The sequence below is a fragment of the Endozoicomonas elysicola genome, assembly GCF_000710775.1.
GTDB classification, from domain to species: domain Bacteria; phylum Pseudomonadota; class Gammaproteobacteria; order Pseudomonadales; family Endozoicomonadaceae; genus Endozoicomonas; species Endozoicomonas elysicola.
This window is the reverse complement of the sequence record NZ_JOJP01000001.1, coordinates 1693983-1712859: the sequence shown is the minus strand read 5'-3', so window position 1 is coordinate 1712859 and position 18877 is coordinate 1693983. Positions and strand designations below refer to the sequence as shown.

The window sequence follows — 18877 nt, the reverse complement described above, 5'->3', positions numbered from 1 at the left end:
AAGGCCAGTACTCTATGAGTTCTTCAAGAACCTCTATTAAAAGTCCCAGCGCCTATCTGGTGATAGCTATTGTCGCTCTTATTGATCTGGTGCTTTTGTATGGCGTTACCTTGATGTATGCCCAGGGAGAACTGGCCTTTGCTATTCTGGTCTTAATCCTTGTTGCAGTGGGTTCATGGGTTTTTATCAGTAAAAAAGGGTACAACTATCGCTATGTCTATCCCAGTTTACTCGGCGTAGTCACCTTCATTGTCTTCCCATTGGTCTACACGGTTAACGTCGCCTTTACTAACTACAGTTCCAACCATCTTCTCTCTCTGGAGCGTGTTCGGGCAATTCATCTGGCTAAAACCTGGAGAACCGGTGGCGAATCCTTTTCCTTCAAAATGTACCAGGAAGGCCCTAACTTCCGGCTGATGCTTTCAAAAACCAGTACAGCCACTGATGAACACTACCTTACCGAACCCTTTCCAGAAACCAGTGAACCACTGAAGCTGAAAGCCTATATTTCAACCCATGCCCCCACTGGGGCAGAGCTTCCGTTACGAGAGGTTATAAAAAAGCGATCGACCCTGAAGCAACTAAACATCGTTCTACCCAATGATACAGGGCTGGCTATGACCAGCCTAAGAAAGTTTGGTGCTATTGCGAAGGTTTACCGGCCAGATGATCATATTGATCGCCAATACCCTGAGCAAAGTTATGCTTTAATCGATAACCGTACCGGGGAAACCATCTATCCGGATATGGCAACAGGTTATTACACCAATTCGGATGGCTCTGAGCAGATTGGACCCGGTTTTACCATTTACACGGGTTGGGATAACTTTACTCGCGTATTCACAGACCCTGGTATTCAGGGCCCCTTCCTGAAAATATTTGCCTGGACGATCATTTTTTCAGCCCTCTCCGTGGCCTTTACGTTGATCATCGGTTTATTGATGGCCTGTCTGGTCCAGTGGGAACCACTTAAAGGGAATGGCGTCTATCGTTTACTGCTGATTCTTCCCTACGCAGTACCTGCTTTTATTTCCATCTTAATTTTCCGAGGGCTGTTCAATCAGAACTTTGGTGAAATCAATCTGCTACTGGACTTATTGTTTGGTGTTAAGCCTGAGTGGTTCAGTAATGAGCTACTGGCTAAATCCATGGTTGTCATTGTGAATACCTGGCTTGGCTATCCCTATATGATGATTCTCAGTATTGGCCTTTTGAAAAGTATTCCGGATGACCTTTATGAAGCCTCAGCTATTGATGGGGCGACACCAGTACAGAACCTATTTCATATCACTATTCCCATGATCATCAAACCATTAATCCCCCTGCTTATTGCCAGTTTTGCCTTCAACTTTAACAACCTGGTTCTGATTGCTCTATTGACTGATGGAGCCCCGGATATGCTCCATGCCACCACTCCGGCTGGTGCAACTGACATTCTGGTGAGCTATACCTTCCGTATCGCATTTGGCTCCTATGGTCAGGATTATGGTCTGGCATCAGCAATCGCGACGGTGATCTTTCTTATGGTGGGCTTTATTGCCTGGGTAAACCTCAAGGCTACACGACAACTACAGTGATTTTTTTGAACCACAAAGACACAAAGTTTTTTATCGGTGTGAATGCATACGAAAGCCAGTTGATTACGCCTTGCCAGAATGGGTATGCATTCCCACGCAGGCCCCACTGGGTCTAAAAGCGTGGGAATGAGGTCGAAGCTCTTCTTCGTGCCTTTGTGTTTTTGTGGTAAAGCCTTTACAGAGCCATACAGGAGACTTAGTCATGGCTATGGTGCAACCGAGGAATCTGAAGTACCGGGTTTGGACCGCACGCATTGTGATGTGGCTTTTTTTGCTGGTAATCCTGTTTCCTTTTTTTATGATCATCTCTGTTTCATTACGCACCGGCAACTTTGCTACAGGTTCACTGATTCCAGAAAACCCTAGCCTTGAGCATTGGTATCTGGCTCTCGGAATACCTTGGGAAAACGCCGACGGTTCAATTACTCAGCCTCCCTTCCCAGTCCTTACCTGGCTATGGAATTCCATCAAGGTAGCCATCACCAGCTCAGCGATGATTTTGATATTGGCGACAACTGGAGCCTATGCTTTTGCCAGGCTTCGCTTTCGATTTAAGCAGCAGATGCTCACCGCCATGATGATTCTTCAGATGTTTCCAGCGGTTCTCGCACTCGTGGCCATCTATTCCCTGTTCGACCAGATCGGTGACTATATTCCCTGGCTTGGCCTCGACAGTCTGGGCTCAGTAACGCTTGCTTACCTTGGAGGAATGGCACTGCATATCTGGTTGATTAAGGGGTATTTTGAAACCATTGATAACTCACTGGAAGAAGCTGCAGCTATTGATGGTGCAACCCCCTGGCAGGCATTTCGTTTCGTTCTCCTGCCACTGTCAGTACCCATTCTAGCCGTGGTTTTCATCCTTGCCTTTATTGCCAGTATCGCAGAATACCCCGTTGCATCCGTCCTGCTGCAAAGTATGGACAACCTCACGCTCGCAGTCGGTTCAAGACAGTACCTGAACCCACAGAATTATCTCTGGGGTGATTTTGCCGCTGCAGCCGTCCTTTCAGGACTTCCGATTACGGTTATCTTCCTCGCCTGCCAGCGTTGGATTGTCGGAGGCCTGACATCAGGGGGCGTTAAAGGGTAACGCGGTTTCACCACAAAGGCACAGAGATACGGAGTTTTTCAAATCCGAAAACCTCCCCTTGGCGGCCAACAATTTATCTGTCCACAGACGGTAGCACCAATGGCAGAAGTCAAACTCGTCAACATTTCAAAAAGTTATGACCAGGGACAAACCTGGACTCTGAAAGATATCAACCTGAATATTGATAACGGAGAATTCATTGCTTTCATTGGTCCATCCGGATGCGGCAAGTCCACCTTATTGAGGATGATCTGTGGCCTTGAAGACATCACCAGTGGTGAGCTAAGCATTAATGGAGAAAGAGTGAATGACTGGCCCCCCAATGAACGAAGAGTTGGTATGGTATTTCAGTCCTACGCACTTTATCCCCATATGTCTGTGGCTGAAAATATGGCGTTTGGACTGAAGCTGGCAAAAGCGAAGAAGAATGTCATTGATGAAAGGGTGGATGAGGCAGCAAGAATTCTACAATTACAAGCATTACTGGAGCGAAAACCCAAGGCGATGTCAGGAGGCCAACGACAAAGGGTGGCTATTGGCCGCTCTATTGTCCAGCAGCCCAGAGTCTTTCTATTCGATGAGCCGCTGTCCAATCTTGACGTTTCACTTCGGGTACAGATGCGGCAGGAAATAGCAAGACTCCACCGGCGGCTGAAAACCACCTCTATTTATGTCACTCATGATCAGGTTGAGGCCATGACTCTGGCTGATCACATCGTCGTTCTCAGCCCTCTTGCACAGGAAGCCACCACTAATCTCGAACAGGTTGGCAGGCCTCTTGAGCTCTATCACCATCCAGCCAATCTCTTTGTCGCCGGATTTATAGGCTCCCCAAAGATGAACTTTTTTGATGGTGTCATTGAACAAAACGGGGAAGAAGAAAGCCGAATCCGCCTTACTACCGGTGAGTCGCTCAAAGCCTATGTGAATACCAGCAAAGCCGATATTGGTGTACGGGTTGTATTGGGTATTCGACCAGAGCATACCCTGGCAGAAACCGATAATGGGAATGCTGTTGATGGTCGAATAGAGGCCCTTGAACGCCTTGGTGCAGAGTCATTTATTTACATGAGTCACGATACGATTCGTGAGCATTTTATTGTTCGGGTAGAGGACTCTCTCCGGCGTGAAGAAAACTCCAGAATCCGTGTCGAACTGCCACCAGAGCATTGCTACCTCTTTGATGCCAACGGTGTAGCCTTTCGAAGGACAAGAGCCCCAGAGATTGATCACTAACTTTTCAAAGAGAGTCCACCATGCACGAGATCAAGCAGATTAATGCTCTGGCAGAGCTCTGTGGTATTCCAGCCCACTACATTGATGCTGCGGGCAAACCGGTAACAATTGAAACCGACTATAAAATCAATGCTTTAAAAGCGATGGGAATTGCTACTGGTAATGAGCTTGAAATCCAGGCCTCAATCGATAGCATCCTCCGAAAACAACGGTCATCACTGGTTCCAGTAGTTCACGTCGTTCATTACGGAGAGTCTTTTACTGTTCCCATTCAAGTTGATGAGGCCCATCGGAAAGATGCGATAAGCGGCGAAATTATTCTGGAGGACAGCCGGACAATTCCACTGAATATTGATCTGTCGGAGTTGTCAGAAGAGGACAGACTATCTGTGGACCAGAAAGAGCGTATTCGCCTCCTCTTTTCTCTACCAAACGACCTCCCTGAAGGCTACCATCAGCTAACGTTGACCCATGACTTCTATAATGAGACACATCGAGAACAATGTCGCTTGATTGTGGCTCCCGCAACCTGCTACGAGCCTAATATATTAAGTTTTGAGCGACCGGGTCCCACCGAGAAAATCTGGGGGGTCAGCGTGCAACTTTACACTCTGCGCTCAGAAAACAACTGGGGCATGGGAGACTTTAGCGACCTGAAGCAACTGGTTACAGAACTGGGTCCACAGGGTGCAGATATTGTTGGCTTGAATCCGATCCATTCGCTTTACCCGGCCAACCCACTTCACTGCAGCCCCTACAGCCCATCCAGTCGGAATTTTATTAACCCACTCTATATTGATGCCACCGCCCTTAAAGAGTATCAAGACTCAGCGGAAATACAGGCATATGTGGCCAGCGATGATTTCCAAAAACAGTTACAGAAGGCCAGAAATAGTTCACATGTTGAGTATGACCGGGTTGCTTCACTGAAATTCTCTATTCTGGAAATGGCCTTTATCCACTTTGAGAAACACGACCAAGCTCATCAGTCATACAGATCAGCAGACTTTGGTCATTACTGTGAGGAAAAAGGCCAGAACCTTGAGTTGCAAGCCACTTACGAGGCATTGTTTGAGCACTTTAAGGCACAGGATCTTAACAGCTGGGGATGGAACTGCTGGCCAACCGAGTATCAGGACCCTGATAGCTCAAGTGTGCAGGAATTTGTCGTTCAGTCAAAAGACCGAATCCGGTTTTACATGTATTTGCAGTGGCTGGCGGAACAGCAGTTGGCGGATGCTCAACAAGCAGCTCTTGATGCAGGAATGCGGGTAGGTATCTATCGCGACCTGGCCGTTGGTGTTGACCGTGGAGGTGCCGATGTCTGGGCCCATCGAGATAACTACGTTCTCAACGCCAGTGTTGGAGCGCCACCGGATACCGTTGCCCCGCAGGGACAAAATTGGGGGCTTCCTCCATTTGATCCCAACCAGCTGCATGAGCTGGCCTATCAACCATTCATCGAAATGGTCTATGCCAATATGCAACACTGCGCAGCACTGCGTATTGACCATGTCATGGCTATCCTCCGGCTATGGTGGTGCCCACCGGATAAAACGGCGGATTATGGAGTCTATGTCAGCTACCCACTCCAGGATCTTCTGGGCATCATTAAACTGGAAAGCCAACGCCAGCAATGCCTGATTTTTGGAGAAGACTTAGGCACGGTACCTCCGGAAATTGAAGCGGCTTTACCACCCGCCTACTTCTACTCAAATGAAGTTGTTCTTTTTTCCAGAACCGAAGACCACTTTCTTGCTCCAGAAAAATATAAGCCTCGAGCCCTGACCTGCATTTCCAATCATGATATTCCAACACTCAGAGCCTGGTGGAACTGTAATGATCTTGATTTACGACAGGAGCTTGGTATCTATGATGCAGCCAGAACCGAGCAGGAAAAAGCGGCACGTCATGAAGATAAACTGGCGTTGTTGAATACTCTCCAGCGTCTTGGTGAATTGCCCTATGGCCTTAACCCCAATGATATACATTCCATGGGCTACAGCCGGGAGGTGATGGAGAAAGTGCATTATTATCTTGGTAAAACAGCATCAAAGATTGTGGTAATCCAGCTGGAAGATGTGCTGGAGCTGGATACCCCAGTGAATGTCCCAGGCACCAGCAGTGAGTATCGTAACTGGAGCCGCAAGCTGACCCGTAATATCAGCGAGATATTTGCCAGTGAAGAAAACCGGCTATTCTTTAGAAATCTTGGGCTGACCCGAAAAGCCTGAGGAGACTACTCACCACAAAGTCACAGGGACACTAAGATTGAACACCTTACTTTGCGTGCATCAAATATTCAGGTAATAAACAAGCGATATTGTTTCTACAACTTCCGCCGCGGTAGTTAATGAATATATAACTGGGAGTAATGGTAACAATAAACTTCCCTTCTGAAAGGAGGGAGTGCAGCATACTTCTGCAGCCCAATAACTCAATGAGCTGGCGGCAAAACCTGCTACTACTGGGGCTGATAGCTACATTGTCACTGGCCATTGCTATCGGCTTCTACCTTGCAGGCGCTAAAGTCATCTTACCTTTTTCTATACTGGAAGTGACTGCATTATCTGCAGGTATTTATTACTGTGCATGGCAGCGTCAACGGAAGGAATTGATTACCTTTCAGGAACATCAGGTCACTATTCAAAAGGGCTTTTATAAGCCACTATCCACTTACCATTATCACCGTCTGTGGTGCCAGTTGATCATTCGTGAGGCGCCCCACCCATGGAAAGCACCTTCCGTTCACATTCGCTCTCACGGTAAGGAACTGGAGCTGGGCTCCTTTCTGAACAGGCAGGATAAACTCATCTTGATTGATCGCTTGGAAAAACTACTCAGCAATGCCTATATGGCTTGGTAAATTCAGAAAAGTAGTCCATAAAGTAAACATTTTTTTGCCCATATCTAAACCCTGAACTAAATTCTTAAGAGACTCTGGCTAGCTGGTTCTTAGCCAGAGATAAAAAATCGGGATACCCAACAACCTTTCGTCGAAGCTGTGTTAAGCCATTCAATACAGCCTGATTTATACGACGCGCCTATTACTCCTTTTCCTGCACGGAAAGCAGGCCTTGCTTTTTCAACACACATTAACCGACGGCTACCTGCTTTTACGCCCATTCATCAAGAGTGAAGCGGCTATTTCAACAACATCCTGCCGTCATTAAGCAGCAGGATGATAAAGAAGGCCGGAGCCAGAGAAACACACAAGGTAGGCTAAACATGCTTTCCAGGCATCAATCCCCTTCAACTCCAGACACCGGGTTGAAAGCGTTATCCGAAATGGTTTCATCGGTATCCCGCCGCTCATGCCAGTACTGCGGAGCAGTTGCTATTGCTTCGGCTTCAACCTGCGCAATGGCGGTAACCGGTGATGATATTGACTTCACCGCTTATGCCCGTTCAGGCATAGGCAGCACCGATAAGGGGGGGCAACAACTGTGCTTCAAAGCTGCCGGTGCTCCTTCAAAGTACCGCTTGGGCAATGAGTGTGAGACTTACGCCGAATTGAAGTTTGGTGCGAATCTGTTTGATCAGGATGGAGTGCAGTTTTATCTGGACACCAACATCGCCTACAAAGTAGCGCAGCAGGATGATTATGAGACAACTGAGCCCGCCGTTCGGGAGATGAACCTGAAAGCCAAAGGTGTCTTTGGGGATGCTCTGCCAGGTTCGACCCTATGGGTCGGCAAGCGTTTCTATAATCGTCATGATGTTCATATGATTGATTACTACTACTGGAATGTTTCTGGCCCAGGTGTAGGTATTGAGAATATTGATGTGGGTATGGGTAAACTGGATGTTGCCTGGGTTAGGAATCAGAATGGAATGAAATATAGTGAATGGAATAATGGAAGTGTTGGAGCTAGTGGCGGACCAGGATATCTGACAGAAAAGATCACCACCAATATTATTGATTTCCGTTGGAACGAAATACCATTGATGCATAACCTGAATTTAGAACTTGGTATTGATTATGGTGTGGGCAGCCCTCCTGACAAGCTACTTATTGATGAATACCCTGATGGCACTGCTTTACCAAATAATGCTAAGTATGAAAAAGGCTATTTTGACAAAAATGGCTGGATGTTCACCGGTGAACTGACATGGGATGTACTGGGTGGTTTTAATAAATTCATCGTTCAATACGCTACCGATGCCATGACAGGCCCAGGTACCGGAACTGCGGGCAGCTATCTTCAAACTACCGACTGGTATAAAGGGAATAAGCTCTGGCGGGTACTTGATCATGGTGCCATATCAATAACGCCTAAACTGGATATGATGTATGTTTTGGGGATGACTGAAGTCAAATATGATAAGAATATCTATCCCAATTACGGTAAAAAAACCACCTGGTACACCGCTGGTGTTCGCCCTTCATGGAATTGGAATGATCTGACTAGTACCACTGTTGAGATTGGTTACGACCAAGTCAAAAATGCTCATTCTTCTGTTGCCGAAGGAGATACCTTAGTTAGAAGCAATTTATTTAAAAGCAAACTCTGGAAATTTACTCTCGCCCAACAATTCCACCCTCAGTTTGGCAACTGGGTAAGACCACAAATTCGTATTTTTGCTACTTATGCGAACTGGAACGAAGCAAGCGGTTATATTGCAAATTCCACTGAACCGACTACTCCTCCAACAGCGGGTCAATGCGACGCTCCAGAGGTTTGCAGTGCATTAGGACTTGAATACTTCGATACTTACACTACCCCAGAACAGATTACCAACGCGTTCGGCAGCAAATCTGATGGCTGGACATACGGCGCCCAGATGGAAATCTGGTTTTAATCCAGCCTAGGTCGGTTTCCGCGGGAAGCCGACAGTATCCCCAGCCAATACCATGTCGGCTCCTCTGAACGGGGAACCGACCTATCAGTGCTTTCTGGCCTGCTCAGCTTCAAACTTTTCCAGCCGTTTGTCCCAGGTTTTAAAACGCTGACGACAATAAGCATCTAACTCTTCATAAGTCTGAAAATACAGCTCGCAACCGTCATTGATGGGCGCATCAATCTCACAGGCTTCGTTACTGTGTTCCCGGCAGATAATGGGCCGGCGTTCATAGATACCACAGCGATTATGGGGCAATAGAAATTCGCACTGGGTCTGACAGAGCAAATACCAGCCATTGCCATCCTTGAAAATGTGAACACCCTTATGGGCAACCTGCCAGAGCAGCACATCAAATGCCTGCATGCTGCGAGGAGTATCCAGCTCTTGAGTAATATAAGAGCAGCAAAGCGAAGTACACTGATCGCATTTGCTGGAAGAAGTAATATCTCTGGTTTCGATCCGGTTAACCATATCTGACACGATGATTACTATTTCCTGTTATTGTAAGAATTATTCTATTGTCCAATGTTGCAGTCACCTTTAAGCCTTTTTAATAAACGTATAATTGCTCCAAGGCAAATTTCCTGCGAACCTCTGCCTGTAAAATAATTTCTCAAAATTTAGTGGTACTTTCATTTTCTGAATACATTGAATTGATCGGTTAGACCAAACAGTAAAGCCTGAAGTTCCCAATATACGCTCTACTCAAAACTTCATGATGTCTTCGAAGATCATGCACAGTCAGAAGCTTGAAATAAAATAAGCGTTTCAACCCCCTTACGATAACAATGAAATGAGGGCTTATTATCGTGTCCACACTCAATCTCTCCAAGTCGACTCTTGAGCAGCTTCTGGCGGCACGACGTCAGATACGTTCAGAATTTAATGAAACGTTGCACCTTTCAGATGAAAACCTTGAGCAGCAGTTACACCATTACCGCCAGCTCAGCAGCATTCCCGAAACCCAGACCATACTGGATGCCTGCCTATCATCTCTGGGAGCAACCCCTCACCCGAGTAAAGCTATTGAAGAGCCCCCCCTTCAAAGCACAAATCTATCAGAGTTACTGGAAAGAGCAGAAGCCGCCAAAAAGCTGAAAAATGATTCCAAATGGTCTCAAATGGGGAGTGCCGTCTCCTATTTTGACTGACCAACCAATTTGGTACGCACACTAATTAAACGACAACTATAATATTTAGTACTTTTGTTTATAGGTGCGTGCCGATGTTGACCTTGTTCTACGGCGCTTCTTTATCCCCCTTTACCACTCTGAAAACTCGCCGTCTTTTTCTAACTCTTTATCTCATATTTATCACTCCTGTCACATACTCGACTGAGTATGGCTCAGGGACATATACCCAAAGCTTGGCTGCAAATGCAGAGGACTCAACACTTTCCGGAAATATAACGGTCAATCTCAGCACAAGTGCCCCAGGAACCGGGGCTGTATTTGCTGCTCAAAACGGGCAAATGTCAGGTACTGTCGATAGCCTGAAGATCAATTTGCTAAGCTCTCGTCTGAACGGAATTGAAAGCCAGCAGGGGGCAAAAATCGACCTTAATGGCCCTATATCCATAACCAACAGCCGTGGTTTAGAGCAAAATCACGGGATGTGGACGGGGTTGGACCAGGGAATGCATTTTACTGGCCCGGTAGACATCAGCCTCCAGGGCATAAGCTCCTTTGGCGTTGCTTCAATGCCGGGAGAAATCACATTTGATGACTCTCTAAAAATAGATATTTCGGGATCTTATAGCTCTGGAATATACCTGTTTCCCATGATGGATACACCAGCAGCCATTCACCTTAACGGAGCCACTAACATCCATGCCAGTGGGCAGGATACTAGCTCACTGACTATTTTAGGAGGAAGTGTTTATGTCAATAACACCCTCAATGCATCCACCAGCAATGGTGCCAGTACCATTAACATGATGGCAACCAACCCAACATTTGGTAGCCTGCTGACCACGAACAGTCCTTCTGCACCACAAGAACCGAACCCTCAAAAAATTCTGCTCCAGGGCAAAATACACCTGTCGAATGGTTTCAATCAGATGATGCTCGATCTGGCAGCAGACTCCCTGATCAACAGCCAGCTTGAAATTGCCCAGGGAAATGTCAGCTGGCAGTTTCACAGCCCCAGTGCAAAGTGGATTACAATTCCAGGTTCAATCATTGGCAGTCAGGGCAACCTGATCATCAATTTTATCAGCGAAGGAACATGGCAGGTGCCTTTATCCTCAGCGAACCAAGCGACTAATTCTGCTGCAGTCGCCCCCCTGATTATTGAGCAGGGAGGGGAGTTCGTGGTCAGAGGCCAAGGAACCGTTCTGGGTAATGTACAAACCGAATTACAGGCAGGTGAGGAGCAGAAATTTGTTCTGGTTAAAAAGACCTTTGCAGACAATGGTGGTTTGAACCTGGATCTGTCTACCCTATCAACTCAAACGGACAGGCCTGGTTACACGCTCACACTTGAGCAGCACAATGAAGCGAATGCGGGTTATCTCTACGCCACATTGGCCAAACCTGAAGACCCAGCACCTCCAGATCCGAGCCATAAAGCAATACCCTGGACTCCTCTGGCACCTTCTTCTTCAACCCCCTCATCAGCAACGATTGCTCAGAACAGCTCATTCAGCCAACAGCTTCCGGTCAATATGGTGGATCAGATGCTGGCCTCAAAACTCTTACACAGCACACTCTCAACGTCATTCTGCAAAAAAACAGGCAACCCTATTTGGATTGGACAGTGCCTCGATCCAACCGATGAACCATTCTCGTTATGGGCACTGCCATTGTATGACCATATAGCCGCTAAAGACCTGAATGTAGCCATTGAGAATATTGGCTTTAAAGCCAATATCAGAGGGCTTGGCCTGCAGCTGGCTCGGGAAACTCATTGGGGTAACTGGGGAGGAGGATTATTCAGTGGTAAAGGTGATATTAACTCAACGGAACTTAATATCCCGATTCGTAGTGATGTGGACTACCTTGGAGGCCTTATTCATGGCGCAGTCAAAGCAAACCCATTTATTGTGAATCTCGGGGTTACTTACCTGCATTCAAAACACCGCCTTCGTCAATACAACAATAATCATCATCTAAAGTCTGATTCAGAAATTGATGTAGCGGGTATTCAGGCCAGAATGGCATGGCCTGATTATTATGGGAACTGGTTGATAACACCGGCAGCCCATCTCGAGTTCTGGCATACCCACCAGCCAGGCAATGAAATCACAGGTGATGGTAACAATACCTACGTTCGCGCCAAAGCAAACCAATACTTCAGGCAGTTACCATTGAGCATCACGGCCCAAGGCCCCAACCTGATGCTGGGTACACATGACAAGATTCGTTTAATTCCTCAGTTTGATATCCGTTTTATCCCCACATGGGGAGATAGGCAACTGTATACAGAAGTATCACTGAAAAATAACCCGGATATGTCTGTTTCACTCTCAACACCTGAAATGGACAAAAGCAGCACGGAATTAGGTGTTGGTCTGCAGATTGCCAGCGGCCTAATCGATAGTAACCTGCGCTACAATGCACGACACTCATCACATATATTATCACAACAAATCAGTGCTGATATTGTCTGGCGATTCTAGGAGCCTGTAGGTTGTAAAGTAGAATTTGATAACCAATATCAGCCTGCTGTTAACCTGAGAACCGCATTATTCATCCCGTTTGGCATAATTTCATGTTGAAGATGGTTGGTTTTAATATCACCGGATGTGTAGTACTGATTATTAATAGTGAAGTAGAAATAGGCAGGTGGCGTTTCGGTGGCCGGCCGGCCGGTAGAACCTGCTGCCGATATTGCCTTGCATAAACTCGCAGGCTCTGTGGACACAAATTCAGCCATTGAATTCAGGCTTGGGGGAGAAGGCAACGTTACACTCCAAAGTCCATGCCCATCATTGCTCATGTCAATTGGATTGTATCCATCAGTGCTTAAGTTAACCTGAACTGAACTGTTGATATTCAGTCTGTCTTCATAGGTTATGGTCAATGTACCTTCGGGGTTAACCCCGTAGTCTACGATGCCTGTTAAATTGGCAATCGCCTGATCAGGGTCGCCAATCCCCCAGGGTACACTCTCTTTCGCCAGGGCTGGCATTTTTTCGTAAATATTCATGACCTCATGGTTCTGGGTAAACGGGCTGTCTGCACCATCCAGAAACCAGTTTTTTCCACCCCAGGTGGTGTCACTCAAATACCAGTTACTATAAAGATTGACAAAATTCCAGGCATGTAACCCACCTCCAGCATGCCCCTCTACCCAGATATTTTCTATACCCAGTCTCTGGAGCAAATATTCATAGCCTTTCGCGTATCCTCCGCATATTGCTGTATGAGTGATAAATGCTCCCCTGATATCACTGCTATCATTCAGATCACTGTACGTCACCATGCTTTCATAATTAACCTGTATAACCTGAATAATCTGATAGATACTCATGTCAGGCTGAACCAGGCTCAATAATCTGGTAACCGATGCTTCGGTCTGCAGTAACTGCTGCTGGAAGTCATTGCCATCCTGTGCACTGTTTCCAATATGAAAGTTTTGCCCAATGACAACCGGGCCATCATAAACCGGTGATGCGCCCCAATCCTTAAGCAGGAACATTCTGGGACAATTTCGCACCAGATACTTCTGGATCATTTGTGCATCATTGTCGGTAATTTTGATGCCATGGGATTCATAATCGACATAAAGAATTACATTCCCACCTGAGTCTCTGGGGTAACTGTTTGCAGTGTTGTCATAGTTTAATAATGCCCTGTAAACCAGATCCCAGGCTTTCACAGCCTCAGGGCTCAATAGGGTTGTGGCGTAGAGAATTTCATCCGGAAACGGCGACGTTAAATAATTGAGCCCGGCATTCAGCATATACCGATACCCAGTGATGGTTTCCTGGGGCAGGTTGATTTTTGGTAATAATTCCGGGTATTGCTCAACCTTGAACTCTCCAACACTGACAATAAGTGGTGTAGCTACGGTAAAGCCGGCTTTATCACTGACAGAAATGGTGTATTGACCATCAGCACCAGCGACTGCAGAGAATGTCTGACCATTGACAGAAACAGAAACTGTATTGCCAGCCAACGTTGTGCCTTTCACTGTTGCTTCTGTCACCAAGCCTTCTCCAAGTATCTGCAGAGGCTCCACATTGATATGCGGGGTATAACTCTCCAGACCGTTGGGCGTGATGGCAAAATACTGGATTTTACCAATACAATTTGTTGTTGACGTGCTTCCACTGCTGTAGAGGGTTGGGTTCCTCAGCCCTGATGATGGGTTAATGTTTAATGCCATAATGTCACCAAAGCTGAAGCCTGTATCATTAATCTTTTGAGTAAACTGAGAGACATACTTGCTATTGGCACTTTCATTTAATAGAGCTTCTCCTGTGCTCTTGCTGATGGTCATAAAGGTAAAGTTATTTTCAGAATCCCCAAAGTTACCGGATTCAGCATCAGCCTCTATCTTCATCGTTGTGTAATTAAAAGTAATTTTTAGCGAATTTCCTCCCCATATATTCAGAAAATTAATATATGGATTTTCTACGTGTGTTATTTCCGCATTAGCAGCAACATTTCCCGCCTCTAATGGATAATGAAAAATCATTACAGTTAATAATAGGGCTCTGATGATGAGCTTCTTAATCATGGAAAAATGCTCAGAAATAGATCAAATGGGAAATCAATATCTATTGGGTGCTGAAGATGCAAGACAATAGATTCCCTGAGACTCAACGATGTAACAATGCAAGGCTACGTTACTTTCACCCAGCTTAAATAGTAAAAAACAAAGTTTACTTAGGGCCTGTTCATTCTTTATGAACGACATTCATCAGATAAATTAGCACAACAAATCAGAACAGGTGTCGTTTGGCAATTTTAGGTCACAATCTTAACGGGAACCCGACGACTTCCCCAGACTCCGGGCTGCCCTTCAAAAACACCGGCAACAGCCGCTCCGCATTTCTGACAGCTGCCCTTGCCTTCTGAAGCGCTAACGCCCCATTCACCCAAAACATACCAGTCCCGCTCAATCAGCATACTATTGCATTGATGACAACGTGTGCTGCCACCATCCGAGTCATGGACATTACCAGTGTAGGCGTAACGGATACCGTGATTAAGCGCGATTTGTCTGGCTCTGGTAAGCGTAGCGGCAGGAGTACTGGGATGATCTCTCATTTTCCAGTCGGGATGAAATGCTGTGAAGTGAATGGGAACATCAGTCCCCAAATGCTCAACTATCCACTGACACATATCGTTCAGTTCATGGTCAGAATCATTTTCACCAGGAATAAGCAGAGTCGTAATTTCAAACCAGACAGAGGTTTCATGCTTCAAATATTTCAGTGTTTCCAGAACAGGCTGCAGAGCACCTCCACAGATCTTCCGATAGAAGCTCTCACTGAATGCTTTCAGGTCGATATTGGCTGCATCCATATTGCGGAAGAACTCTTCTCTTGGCTGATCACAAATATACCCCGCTGAAACCGCCACTGATTTAATTCCCTTCTCCGCTGCAGCCTGGGCAACATCAATGGCATATTCCATAAAAATGATCGGATCATTATAGGTATACGCCAGTGAACGGCAGCCCGTCTGCTCCGCAGCAGCAGCCAGATGTTCGGGCATGGCCTGTGCTGCCAGGGTATCCATCTCTCTGGATTTGCTCATATCCCAGTTCTGACAGAACTTGCAGGCAAGATTACAGCCAGCTGTGCCAAATGAAAGAATTGGGGTTCCCGGAAGAAAGTGATTCAGTGGTTTTTTCTCAATAGGGTCGATGCAAAAGCCACTGGAACGGCCATAGCTGGTCAGGACAATTTGCCCCCCCTCACAGGCCCGGACAAAACAAAGCCCCTGTTGCCCTTCTCGAAGCTTGCAGGCTCTGGGGCATAGATCACACTGAATACGTCCATCATCAAGCGTGTGCCAATAGTTTGTCGGCACATTTCCGCCAGGTGTTTTTTCCCTAAGCATGTTCCCTCTCCGGATCAGGTTCGTTGCCTGATCATCATCCTGAGATTAAGAAGCAGGACTATAATTATAGGCTGTACCAGCATTTATTGAGCGATAGAAAAAAGAAGGAGCCCTTTTCGCTTAAAATGTGCAGGCAGATCCAGCCACTCTCGGGGGAGAACCCATAATGATTATTCGCCAACCCGCCGTTGCCGGGACGTTTTATCCTGACTCACCCAGCGCACTGGATCACATCGTCAAAGAACTGGTCAGCGATGCAAAATCCAGAGATTTCTCACCCAAAGCACTGATTGTCCCCCATGCGGGCTTTATTTACTCAGGCCCTGTAGCCGCCAGCGCCTATCGTTTGCTGGACTCCATGAAAGAGAACATCCGGCGAGTTGTGCTGCTGGGACCTTCTCACAGGGTTCCATTACAAGGCATGGCCCTTCCGGCCTGCGAAGCTTTCTCAACCCCGCTGAGCACCATTCCACTGGACACAGAAGTCATGGAGGAAATTAAAGCCTTCAGCCAGATGCAAATACTCGACAAAGCCCATGCTTATGAACACAGCCTTGAAGTTCAATGTCCATTTCTTCAAACCTGCCTGGATGACTTCAAATTGATCCCCATTGTTGTTGGTGATGCCAGCCCTCTGGCAGTTGCTGAAGTGATCGAACATCTCTGGGGTGGAGAAGAAACCCTGATCATTATCAGCTCCGATCTCAGTCATTATCACAATTACGAAGAGGCCTGTTACCGGGATAACCAGACAGTAAAACAGATAGAGCAGCTCAGTAGCAATTTAACCGGTGGACAAGCCTGTGGCTGCTATCCTCTTAATGGCATGTTGAAGGTTGCTCAGCGTCGGGGAATGGATGTCATTACCCTGGATGTTCGCAACTCTGGAGATACAGCTGGCGATAAAAATCGAGTAGTGGGTTACGGCGCCTTTGTTATTCAGTAAGGGTTATTACGCCAAGTATCCAGAGACAACCTGAAGCAGGTTCTCAACCACTATAGATAGAAAAGCCATTATTCAGAGGCGCTGTTGGGTGACGATAAAAACCAGAAAGGGGCAGTCCATGCTTCTAATGAAGGAAAACGGGAATTTCTACAGTGCAAATCGAACCCACAGAAAACCAGAAAAGAGAATTACTGCGCCTTGCCCGCAAGACGATCAGTGAGGGGTGTACACGGGGCCTGCCACCAGAACAAATACAAGAAAAGGAAGACCAACCCGATTTTTTCCTGCAAAAAGCCGCCAGCTTTGTCACCCTCCAAAAACGAGGCGTTCTTCGTGGTTGCATTGGCTCAACCCAGGCTCACCGAGCACTGCTGGATGATGTAATCCACAATGCCTTCGCCAGTGCATTCCGTGACCCACGGTTTCCACCCGTGACGGAAAATGAGCTAACCGAAATAAAGGTAGAAATATCCATACTGACCCCTCAGCAGCAAATGGAAATTTCTGATGAGAGGGATCTGCTTAAAAAACTGCGCCCTGGTATTGATGGGTTATTAATCCGAAACCCTCAATATTCCGCAACGTTCTTGCCCCAGGTATGGAAACAGCTTCCTAATCCAAGGCAGTTTCTGGCTCACTTGAAGAATAAAGCAGGCATGGCTCCCGGCTCTTGGCCTGAAGATATGGAGTGCTTCCGCTATCAGTGTGTTAAGTTTGAAGAAAGGAGGGGGTAATAATTCAATTAAGTCACCGGGACAGGACTGCCCGATGACTACGAGCTTTCAGCAATCAATCAAAGGTTCGATCAAACCACTTCAAACAGGAAGTGATTCTTCTTACCCAACTTCACCAGAAAGAATCGACCGTACATGGCTTTATCAGCAGCAAAGCATTCAGGCAGATTCATGTTATCCGCTGCACCACGAGCTTCTCCATTAAAGAACACCGCGTTATTACCCAGCGCATCTTTAACCTGCTTGCCAGACTTCACCATTCCGACTTCAGCAAAAAGTTGAGTCATGGCCTGACCTTCCAGTACAGCCCGTTCAATGGTTGCACTTGGCAGACCATCCTGCTTCAGCTGTTCCATATCAGTCTCAGAAAGCTGAGTAATATCGCCAGAAAACAGTGCTTCTGTAATGCGCTCGGCGGCCTGCAGTCCCTCTTCACCATGCACAAGGCGAGTCGCTTCACGAGCAAGAATCTTTTGCGCCTCTGGTCTGCCCTGACGCTCAGCATCTGCTTTCTCAATAGCACCAATCTCTTCCATGCTCAGGAAGGTAAAGAAGCTCAAGAAACGATAAACATCTGCATCAGCGGTGTTCATCCAGAACTGATAAAACGCATACTGGGAGGTTTTTCTGGAATCCAGCCATACTGCGCCACCCTCGGTCTTACCAAACTTGGTACCATCAGACTTGGTGATCAGAGGTACCGTTAAACCAAATGCACGGGACTTATTCTGACGACGGGCCAGATCAATACCACCGACAATATTGCCCCACTGGTCACTACCACCAATCTGCAGAGTACAGTCATAACGACGGTTCAGCTCGGCAAAATCCATGCCTTGCAGCAAGGCATAAGAGAACTCGGTAAAGGAGATACCCGCACCTTCACGATTCAACCGCTGCTGAACAGACTCCTTGTTAATCATGGCATTCACAGAGAAGTGTTTGCCAATATCTCTCAGGAAATCGAGAACATTCAGGTTACCGGTCCAGTCCAGGTTATTCGCGACAACAGCCGAGTTTTCTCCACAATCGAAGTCTATGAACTGGCTCACCTGCCCTTTGATCTTTTCAACCCAGCCAGCTACTACGTCAGGAGTATTCAATTGACGCTCAGCAGCTTTGAAACTTGGGTCACCAATCAGGCCAGTGGCTCCGCCGACCAAGGCAATCGGTTTGTGACCAGCTTCCTGGAAGCGTTTGAGAACCAGCAACGGAACCAGGTGGCCAAGGTGCAGGCTGTCTGCAGTGGGGTCAAAGCCACAATAGAGCACCCGAGGCTGTTCGCTCAAATGAGCGTCCAGTTCCTCAACAGCAGTAGTCTGCGCGATGAGCTGGCGGGCCTGAAGATCTTTCAGCAACGGGTTTTGACTATCGGACATTTACCTTTTCCTGCGACGATTCGATGATACAACCGGAATAGTGCGGTGGAT

At 46.8% G+C, this 18877-nt stretch carries 14 protein-coding genes; 10 read left to right on the top strand and 4 right to left on the bottom strand.

What is annotated here, in order from left to right; genetic code table 11:
• Positions 1 to 14: 14 nt before the first annotated feature.
• The 6 genes from malF (at position 15) to lamB (ending at position 8709) form a co-directional block, all read left to right on the top strand.
• Entirely contained in the window at positions 15 to 1577 is a 1563-nt protein-coding gene (malF, locus tag GV64_RS07250; RefSeq protein ID WP_020580771.1) for a maltose ABC transporter permease MalF, read from the top strand.
• 202 nt (positions 1578 to 1779) lie between these two features.
• Positions 1780 to 2670, top strand: a complete 891-nt coding sequence (gene malG / locus GV64_RS07245) for a maltose ABC transporter permease MalG (protein ID WP_020580772.1) — start codon at positions 1780 to 1782, stop codon at positions 2668 to 2670.
• A gap of 99 nt (positions 2671 to 2769) precedes the next feature.
• Positions 2770 to 3906 carry an ABC transporter ATP-binding protein gene (locus GV64_RS07240; protein ID WP_020580773.1) on the top strand — a complete coding sequence of 379 codons (1137 nt, stop codon included), beginning with the start codon at positions 2770 to 2772 and terminating at the stop codon, positions 3904 to 3906.
• Between the two features lie 20 nt (positions 3907 to 3926).
• Positions 3927 to 6140, top strand: a complete 2214-nt coding sequence (malQ, locus tag GV64_RS07235) for a 4-alpha-glucanotransferase (RefSeq protein WP_020580774.1) — start codon at positions 3927 to 3929, stop codon at positions 6138 to 6140.
• A gap of 140 nt (positions 6141 to 6280) precedes the next feature.
• Positions 6281 to 6772, top strand: a complete 492-nt coding sequence (locus tag GV64_RS07230) for a DUF2244 domain-containing protein (RefSeq protein WP_033402524.1) — start codon at positions 6281 to 6283, stop codon at positions 6770 to 6772.
• A 362-nt stretch (positions 6773 to 7134) separates the two neighbouring features.
• On the top strand, positions 7135 to 8709 hold the full coding sequence (gene lamB / locus GV64_RS07225) for a maltoporin LamB (protein ID WP_020580776.1): 1575 nt from the start codon (positions 7135 to 7137) through the stop codon (positions 8707 to 8709).
• Between the two features lie 84 nt (positions 8710 to 8793).
• Here the strand turns inward: lamB and GV64_RS07220 are convergent, their stop codons facing one another.
• On the bottom strand, positions 8794 to 9222 hold the full coding sequence (locus tag GV64_RS07220) for a YkgJ family cysteine cluster protein (protein ID WP_020580777.1): 429 nt from the start codon (positions 9220 to 9222) through the stop codon (positions 8794 to 8796).
• 338 nt (positions 9223 to 9560) lie between these two features.
• Between GV64_RS07220 and GV64_RS07215 the strand changes: the two genes are divergently transcribed.
• Positions 9561 to 9902: a hypothetical protein gene (locus tag GV64_RS07215; protein WP_020580778.1), complete on the top strand. Its 342-nt coding sequence runs from the start codon at positions 9561 to 9563 to the stop codon at positions 9900 to 9902.
• Positions 9903 to 10117: 215 nt separating this feature from the next.
• Positions 10118 to 12370: an autotransporter outer membrane beta-barrel domain-containing protein gene (locus GV64_RS07210; RefSeq protein ID WP_020580779.1), complete on the top strand. Its 2253-nt coding sequence runs from the start codon at positions 10118 to 10120 to the stop codon at positions 12368 to 12370.
• 38 nt (positions 12371 to 12408) lie between these two features.
• Here GV64_RS07210 and GV64_RS07205 read toward each other — a convergent pair whose 3' ends face one another.
• Positions 12409 to 14436: a hypothetical protein gene (locus tag GV64_RS07205; RefSeq protein WP_020580780.1), complete on the bottom strand. Its 2028-nt coding sequence runs from the start codon at positions 14434 to 14436 to the stop codon at positions 12409 to 12411.
• 230 nt (positions 14437 to 14666) lie between these two features.
• On the bottom strand, positions 14667 to 15767 hold the full coding sequence (gene amrS, locus GV64_RS07200; protein ID WP_020580781.1) for an AmmeMemoRadiSam system radical SAM enzyme: 1101 nt from the start codon (positions 15765 to 15767) through the stop codon (positions 14667 to 14669).
• Positions 15768 to 15933: 166 nt separating this feature from the next.
• Here amrS and amrB point away from each other — a divergent pair, with 166 nt between their 5' ends.
• Positions 15934 to 16713 carry an AmmeMemoRadiSam system protein B gene (amrB, locus tag GV64_RS07195; protein WP_020580782.1) on the top strand — a complete coding sequence of 260 codons (780 nt, stop codon included), beginning with the start codon at positions 15934 to 15936 and terminating at the stop codon, positions 16711 to 16713.
• A 152-nt stretch (positions 16714 to 16865) separates the two neighbouring features.
• A complete protein-coding gene (gene amrA, locus GV64_RS07190) occupies positions 16866 to 17447 on the top strand; it encodes an AmmeMemoRadiSam system protein A (RefSeq protein WP_020580783.1) in 582 nt (193 codons plus the stop codon).
• A gap of 71 nt (positions 17448 to 17518) precedes the next feature.
• Here amrA and tyrS read toward each other — a convergent pair whose 3' ends face one another.
• Positions 17519 to 18826: a tyrosine--tRNA ligase gene (gene tyrS / locus GV64_RS07185; protein ID WP_020580784.1), complete on the bottom strand. Its 1308-nt coding sequence runs from the start codon at positions 18824 to 18826 to the stop codon at positions 17519 to 17521.
• Between the last annotated feature and the right edge of the window lie 51 nt (positions 18827 to 18877).

What these genes read in the sequence shown, in the direction of transcription:
- malF (WP_020580771.1), top strand. Translation starts at nt 15, where the DNA reads ATGAGTTCTTCAAGAACCTCTATTAAAAGTCCCAGCGCCTATCTGGTG.
- malG (WP_020580772.1), top strand. Translation starts at nt 1,780, where the DNA reads ATGGCTATGGTGCAACCGAGGAATCTGAAGTACCGGGTTTGGACCGCA.
- GV64_RS07240 (WP_020580773.1), top strand. Translation starts at nt 2,770, where the DNA reads ATGGCAGAAGTCAAACTCGTCAACATTTCAAAAAGTTATGACCAGGGA.
- malQ (WP_020580774.1), top strand. Translation starts at nt 3,927, where the DNA reads ATGCACGAGATCAAGCAGATTAATGCTCTGGCAGAGCTCTGTGGTATT.
- GV64_RS07230 (WP_033402524.1), top strand. Translation starts at nt 6,281, where the DNA reads ATGGTAACAATAAACTTCCCTTCTGAAAGGAGGGAGTGCAGCATACTT.
- lamB (WP_020580776.1), top strand. Translation starts at nt 7,135, where the DNA reads ATGCTTTCCAGGCATCAATCCCCTTCAACTCCAGACACCGGGTTGAAA.
- GV64_RS07220 (WP_020580777.1), bottom strand. Translation starts at nt 9,222, where the DNA reads ATGGTTAACCGGATCGAAACCAGAGATATTACTTCTTCCAGCAAATGC.
- GV64_RS07205 (WP_020580780.1), bottom strand. Translation starts at nt 14,436, where the DNA reads ATGATTAAGAAGCTCATCATCAGAGCCCTATTATTAACTGTAATGATT.
- amrS (WP_020580781.1), bottom strand. Translation starts at nt 15,767, where the DNA reads ATGCTTAGGGAAAAAACACCTGGCGGAAATGTGCCGACAAACTATTGG.
- amrB (WP_020580782.1), top strand. Translation starts at nt 15,934, where the DNA reads ATGATTATTCGCCAACCCGCCGTTGCCGGGACGTTTTATCCTGACTCA.
- tyrS (WP_020580784.1), bottom strand. Translation starts at nt 18,826, where the DNA reads ATGTCCGATAGTCAAAACCCGTTGCTGAAAGATCTTCAGGCCCGCCAG.